Consider the following 3,867-nt stretch of genomic DNA (forward strand, 5'->3'; position numbering starts at 1 on the left):
CACCGCCGCACCCAACGACTCACGGTCCTCGTCGCTGAGGGGCTGTCGGCCGGTGCCCTTGAGGACGGACTCCTCCGCCGACCAGGGCCTGGGCAGGTCGGTGCCCAGTAGTCCCGTGAGGACCTCGACGACCAGTTCGTACGCCGCGTCGGGCAACCCGGGGGAGGGCACCTCGAGCGTGAGGTCGAGGTGGTGGACGACGCCCTCGACGGCGAGGGTGTGCACGACGTCGCGCGCCGTGAGGACGTGGCCCTGGGTCGCGACGGTCCCGGCCGGGCCGTGCTGACGGGCGGCCCGCACGGCCGCGCGGCTCGTCTCCGTCCACTGCTCGACCAGGAAGTGCGAGCCCCCGTATGCGGCCGCGGCTTCCGCCGCATACCGCGCGTGGCTATCGGCTCCCGGCTGGCCCGGCTGCCATGCCGACCAGTACGAGACCGCTGTCGTGTCGGCGGGCGCGTCGGGTGCGGTGGTGAACACGACCAGCGCTCGCTGCGCGTCGCACATCTGGTGGAACAGCAGGTCCTTGACCGACCAGAGCGCGGTACGCGTCCGCCGGTCGAATGACTCCTCGTCGAGCCCGGACACCACGGTCGTCGTGGCCTCGTAGACATCGTCGAGGAGGTCGACCAGCGCGGAATACCCGTGCGGGGCCATCGGCCTAGGCCGCGAGCAGGCGCCGGACCTGCCTGGACCGGGCCTGGTCCGCCACCGCGTCGTCGAGGTCGCCCGGCTCGAACGGACGCCCCGTGGCCAGCTCGGCGGCCCGGGCGATGAGGTGGTCGGCGAGCCGGGGGTTGGCCGGGAGGATCGGGCCGTGAAGGTAGGAGCCGATGACATGACCGGTCACGGCCCCCTCGGTGCGGTCGGTGCCGTTGTTGCCGTGACCGGCGCGGACGGTACCGAACGCCGACTGCCCGCCGCCGAGAACCGTTGCGCCCGAATGGTTCTCGAAGCCCACGACCTCACCGAGGCCGGTGTCCAGCACGATGCCGCCGATCATCCGCGTGGGGTTGCCGCGCGTGGTGACGTCGAGGATGCCGAGGCCGGGCAGCTCCTGCCCCTCGACGGTGATGAAGGCGTTCCCGAACAGCTGGTACATCCCGCAGATCATGATCATCGGCGTCCCGTCGGCGACGAGGTCGCGCAGCCGGTCGGCGATGACGGCGAGGTCGTCCTCGACCCGGCTCTGCCCCGAGTCCTGCCCGCCACCGCCCATGAACAGGTGCGGCGTCTCCGGCAGCGTCGCCCCGGGGTCGTGGTCGTGCACCCGGACGTCGTACCCGTGCCGGCGGATCCGCTGCGCCAGACACCGGGTGTTGCCGAGGTCGCCGTAGATCGACATCTCGCGCGGGTAGAGGTGGACGAGGTCGATGGTTCCCTTGCTGGTCATCCGGTCTCCTCCCCGAAGCCGGCCAGGCCGTAGCGCGCGGCGAGCAGCCGGCGCAGTCGCATCATCGCCGTGTAGGTGCAGAAGATCCGCCGCGGCTCGGCCGGGAAGTCGCGGATGAGCCGGTCCAGGGCCCGCTCCAGGTCGGGCTCGACAGCGGCGACCGCCACGTCGTCGTAGTCGAGACGTAGGGCCATGTCGTACGCGCGTACGCCGGACGTCAGGGCAACGCCCTTCTCCCGCAACGACTCGAACGACACGTCGTAGAGCCATGACACGTCCTGGCCGTCGGCATAGTCGTCGTTGATCGCCACCATCGTGGTGACCGGCTCGGCGTGGTAGGTGCCTAGTGCCACGGTGAACCCGGCGGGGTTCTTCACGAGGACCAGCTCGAGTGGGTACCCGCCGGCGTCGATGACCTCGCCACGACCGAACGGCGGGGTGACCGCCCGGAGCGCCTCGTCGGCGACGTCGGGGCGGAACGCCTCGCCCAGGACCAGGCGCGCCGTGGTCGTCGCCGCTGTGGCGTTGATCATCGCCGCGAGGCCGCGCTGCTTGAGGACCAACGGGCCGACGGACTCGGGACCGAAGTCGATGCGGAACTCGGCGGGGCCCTGAGGACTCAGCATGCCGTCGTCGGCGGACGGCTCCGGCGGTGAGAGCTCGTCGTCGAACCGGGCGTCGGCCTCGTGCAGCGGCGGCAGCTCGTCGGCGACCGCGGGGTCGATGCCGAACCAGCGGGTCGTCACCCCCGGTTGGAAGAGCGCCTCGTCGAGCCGCGCCACGAACGAATCGTCGCGGTTGCGCACGACGCCGGTCGACGTCATCGACGCGAGCGTGCCGAGCAGCTTGGCCGTCGTGTCGATCTCGGCGAACCGGTCCAGCTGGTCGCGCGCGACGTTGAGCAGCAGGGCGTGCGTCGGGGTCACGACCTTCGCGAACTGGAGGGCGTGCCACTCGTCGAGCTCCAGCACCGCGATCTCCGCGTCGAGGCGTCCGGTGAGCGGGAGGTCCCCGAGCATCGCGGAGATGACGCCACGGGTGAAGTTGCTGCCGGTCGGGTTGCTGAACACCTGCTTGCCGTGGGCGCGCAGGATGGCGGCGAGCATCTTCGTGGTCGTCGTCTTCCCGTTGGTCCCGGTGACGACGACGATCCCCTCGCTCACCCCCGACAGGGCGTGCGCGAGGAACTGCGGGTCGATCCGCTCGGCCACGAGGCCCGGCATCGCCGAACCCCCACCCCGGACCCGGGCCGCGGCCCGGGCCGCCTTGCCCGCGACGATCGCGGCGGTGGTCCGGAGCACGCCCCAAACCCTAACGGTGTGGGTACGAGGGGCTCGGGGTACGTACCGGGCGTGACGATCACCCCCGCCCTGTCCGATCTCGGCGACGAGGACTTCGTGGAGCTGACCACCTTTCGCGCGTCCGGCACGGCCGTGCCCACGACGGTCTGGGTCGTTCGCGACGGGGACGCCCTGGTCGTGACCACGCCGTCGGGCAGCGGCAAGGTCAAGCGGCTGCGCAACAACCCGGACGTGCAGCTTCGGGCGTCGAGCCGTCGCGGCCGCGTGGCGCCGGGAGCTCCATGGGTTCCGGGGAGCGCTGTGCTCGACCCCGACGTGCAGGCCCACGACGGCGTGTCGCATCTCTTCGAGGCCAAGTACGGATGGCAGTACCGCACCGCGATGGTGGTGGAACGGGTGATCCGGCGGTTCCGGCCGCGAACCGGCCCGGACCGGCGGATCGTGCGCATCACCGCCGCGTAACCGACCCGGCGCATATCGGAGGCAACCATCGGGTTGCCTGGTATCGGAAAGCATGCAACTATCTGGTTGCATGGATGCTGTTACCCACCAGACCACGGACACCGACCGCATCGAACGGTCGATCACCATTGCGGCCACCCCCGAGCGGGTCTGGCAGATCGTCAGCGAGCCGGGGTGGTGGATCAACGGCGGGACGATCCGCCCGCACCGCCTCGAGGACGCGGGCGAGGGGACCTCGATCGTCCACGACGAGGAGCACGGCGCCTTCCACATCCGCACCGAGCGGCTCGACCCGCCCCGGTATGCGGCGTTCCGCTGGCTCGGGCGGGCGGACGAGAAGGGCGCCGGCACCCTCACCGAGTTCTGGGTCGAGGACGCGGGGGACGGGACCGACTGCGTGACCCTGCGGGTCGTCGAGAGCGGACTGGAGAACGTGCCGGAGAGCGAGCGCGAGGCCTACCTGCGTGACAACACCCAGGGGTGGGAGACCGAGCTGGCCGCGGCTCGCACCACGGCCGAGCGCGAGGCGTGAGCGCAACGTGAGCACCCGGTGAGCCCAGTGAGCGCGGTACCGCCGGTCGAGGTCTTCGCCGCCCTCGGCGACCCGACCCGGCAACGGCTGCTCGACGCCGTGGCCCAGGGCGGCGGCTCCGCGGCGGAGATGGCGGCGCTGCTCGAGATCACCCGCCAGGCGGTCGAGAAGCAGCTACGGGT

Annotated in this window: 6 protein-coding genes; 3 read left to right on the forward strand and 3 right to left on the reverse strand. The window is 71.5% G+C overall.

Annotated elements, in window-relative coordinates; translation table 11 throughout:
* The 3 genes from VIG79_RS17580 to VIG79_RS17590 form a co-directional block, all read right to left on the reverse strand.
* On the reverse strand, window positions 1–654 hold a 654-nt coding region (locus VIG79_RS17580), incomplete at its 3' end, for a maleylpyruvate isomerase N-terminal domain-containing protein (protein ID WP_331887979.1).
* A gap of 4 nt (window positions 655–658) precedes the next feature.
* Window positions 659–1,390: a cobalamin biosynthesis protein CobB gene (locus tag VIG79_RS17585; protein WP_331887981.1), complete on the reverse strand. Its 732-nt coding sequence runs from the start codon at window positions 1,388–1,390 to the stop codon at window positions 659–661.
* Window positions 1,387–2,691 (reverse strand): MurT ligase domain-containing protein, encoded by a 1,305-nt coding sequence (locus VIG79_RS17590; RefSeq protein ID WP_331887983.1) that lies wholly within the window; start codon window positions 2,689–2,691, stop codon window positions 1,387–1,389. Before VIG79_RS17590 ends, VIG79_RS17585 begins: the two co-directional genes overlap by 4 nt.
* A gap of 51 nt (window positions 2,692–2,742) precedes the next feature.
* On the opposite strand from VIG79_RS17590, the gene VIG79_RS17595 reads away from it, so the two are divergent.
* The 3 genes from VIG79_RS17595 to VIG79_RS19905 all read left to right on the forward strand — a co-directional run.
* Window positions 2,743–3,153, forward strand: coding sequence for a PPOX class F420-dependent oxidoreductase (locus VIG79_RS17595; RefSeq protein ID WP_331887985.1), 411 nt, complete (start codon window positions 2,743–2,745; stop codon window positions 3,151–3,153).
* 70 nt (window positions 3,154–3,223) lie between these two features.
* The gene (locus tag VIG79_RS17600; protein WP_331887987.1) at window positions 3,224–3,685 is read left to right on the forward strand and encodes an SRPBCC domain-containing protein; all 462 of its coding nucleotides are present in this window, start codon (window positions 3,224–3,226) and stop codon (window positions 3,683–3,685) included.
* Window positions 3,686–3,712: 27 nt separating this feature from the next.
* Window positions 3,713–3,867, forward strand: a 155-nt coding sequence (locus VIG79_RS19905; protein ID WP_414672651.1) for a helix-turn-helix domain-containing protein, incomplete at its 3' end; no start/stop codon positions are given.

It is taken from the genome of Lapillicoccus sp., from assembly GCF_036559105.1.
Lineage (GTDB): Bacteria > Actinomycetota > Actinomycetes > Actinomycetales > Dermatophilaceae > Lapillicoccus.

What these genes read in the sequence shown, in the direction of transcription:
- VIG79_RS17585 (WP_331887981.1), bottom strand. Translation starts at nt 1,390, where the DNA reads ATGACCAGCAAGGGAACCATCGACCTCGTCCACCTCTACCCGCGCGAG.
- VIG79_RS17600 (WP_331887987.1), top strand. Translation starts at nt 3,224, where the DNA reads ATGGATGCTGTTACCCACCAGACCACGGACACCGACCGCATCGAACGG.